Raw genomic sequence first — 2,114 nt, forward strand, 5'->3', positions numbered from 1 at the left:
GGTGGCAGGGTGTCCCGTAGGAAGTTAGAACGCTTCCACATCCTCGATGGTGCAGCATGCCTGCTCGCGCCGGAGTACCCACAGTGTGCTGAATGAACCGAACGGTAGCCGCTTTTCTGATCGTTTCATAGCCACCCTCATCGCCAAACTTCTCATCGAATTTCATACTTGTCCGATTGCGGCATAGCGTTTCTCGCTGCAGGATACCGTCCTGGTATTTGTGAAAATCACTTGCGGATCGGTGCGCCAGCACTGGCGCAAGGTACATCAGGTTCAAGCCTCATGGCCTTGCGGATCATGCAACTTCACCTGGAGCGGAGCGTTCTGGATTCAATTCCGGAATAGTCTCATAGACACCCCGTTTCCAAGTCGATAGGTTTGTGAAGCTAAATTCATCGGAGTAGCGGATTTTTTTCGGGAGCCCAAGTCACGTAAGGTGGCCGGGGTTTTTTCGCGTTGCGTCAGGAATGCTCCGAGGGCGCCTGACATCACGGAGCTTACTTGCATGGGTACCGAAGACCATACACGTGCACAGCGGCGACCATGCGGCGCTGACCACCGGCAAGCATTTGTCTATCTCTGCGGGTCACAGCATTGTCGGCAGCGCGGCCAAAGGAGTCTCGCTGTGCGGCCATACCGAAGACGTGAAGCTGATCGCCCGCAAGGGCAAAGTCGCGGTGCAGGCGCAAGACAACGAAATGGACGTCGTGGCGCGCAACACCCTGAAGGTCACCAGCACCGAAGGCAGGATCGAAGTCACCGCCGCCAAGGAGATTGTGTTCAACGTTGGAGGCACTTACTACCGCATGACGCCCAGCGGCATCGAGAGCGGCACCAGTGGCGCATGGACGGTTCACGCGGGCAGCAAGCAATTGACCGGCCCGAAGACTGCCAGCGTGCCGATGCCGAGGTTCGGCAAGGGTTRCGAAGGCTTCTACAAGCTGCATTGGGATGGCAATGACCACATTGCACCGTACCAGCCCTACCGCATTACGCGCGCCGATGGCAGCCTCATCGAAGGCGTGACCAATGCCGAGGGCGAGACCGCGCCCAAGCTGGCCGAGTTTGGCGAAACCGTGAAAATCGAAATCCTGTAAGAACACCCATGGCAACACATCCCGCACGTTCTCAGCAGAAGACCCCTGCGGCACCCCCCAACCCCCACCCCGAGCTGACCCTCAACCCGGGCGGCGCGGTGTGCAAGGTGGTTTTACCGCTGCGCCCATTACGTATCTATTTCCAACTGTTTCCGGGTATCTCCCGCACTGAGGCCGAGCGCGGGTTGGCTGGCCTGCGCTACAAGCTGCGCATCCCAGGGCAACCAGACGCAGAGGGCACGACCGAGGCCAACGGTCAGATTCCGCTGCCGGGCCTGCAACCGGGCCTGACCGGCGAGCTGGAGATMCTTGGTACCCAAATCCAATTGACCGCGCGTGACTACAGCGACGACGAGAAAACCAATGGCACGACGCAAATGGGTGTTCAGGGCGCCAAGCGCCGCCTGATGGTGCTGGGCTACTACGACAAGCCCTACTGGCCCGTACGTCCCGGCCAAGTTGCCGTGTTGCAGACACCCGATGACAAGCTGGACCACATCGAGATCGAGGATGCCATCCTGCGCTTTCAGGTGGACAGCGGCTTTGAACCCAACGGTGAGATTGAGCGACACGAACTCGCCGGTAACAAGGTCGATCCGTCGCAGGCGTATGGTTTCCACCGCGACCTCGCTGGCTCGAACGTCAAGCAGTTTCATCCCGGCTTCATCGCAAAGCTGGCCGCGGGCGGCGGCAGTGCGCCGCCAGGCACCATGGAGCCGTGCACCGTGCCGCCCCCGCCACAACCGAAAGGCAAAGGCGTAGCGGCGCCTGCCAAGCCGGGGCCGTCGCCGAAGCCGTTGGCACGCGAAATCTACGATGGCCACCGCTTCGTGCCGGTGCGTTTCGTGCGGTACAACGAATCGACCACCTTTCACTCGGGCAGGCCCGAACTGGACGAGCGCGGCTACCTGGAGCATGACGGGCCAATCGTGAGCCTGATGGCTGGACAGAGAGTTGACCTGTTGCTGCTGCGACTGCATGTCGGGGCAAGCGTGCCGCTGAGCTTCGTCAGCACGG

3 protein-coding genes are annotated in these 2,114 nt (G+C 60.5%); 2 read left to right on the top strand and 1 reads right to left on the bottom strand.

Annotated elements, in window-relative coordinates; genetic code table 11:
• The coding region (locus AC1DS3_RS38010) for a hypothetical protein (protein WP_477129290.1) at positions 1-277 on the bottom strand (277 nt) is incomplete at its 3' end.
• Between the two features lie 190 nt (positions 278-467).
• Between AC1DS3_RS38010 and AC1DS3_RS38015 the strand changes: the two genes are divergently transcribed.
• Both AC1DS3_RS38015 and AC1DS3_RS38020 read left to right on the top strand, forming a co-directional pair.
• Entirely contained in the window at positions 468-1,097 is a 630-nt protein-coding gene (locus AC1DS3_RS38015) for a DUF2345 domain-containing protein (RefSeq protein ID WP_477129291.1), read from the top strand.
• Positions 1,098-1,105: 8 nt separating this feature from the next.
• On the top strand, positions 1,106-2,114 hold a 1,009-nt coding region (locus AC1DS3_RS38020; protein WP_477129292.1), incomplete at its 3' end, for a hypothetical protein.

This window comes from Cupriavidus sp. 01L46, from assembly GCF_056399905.1.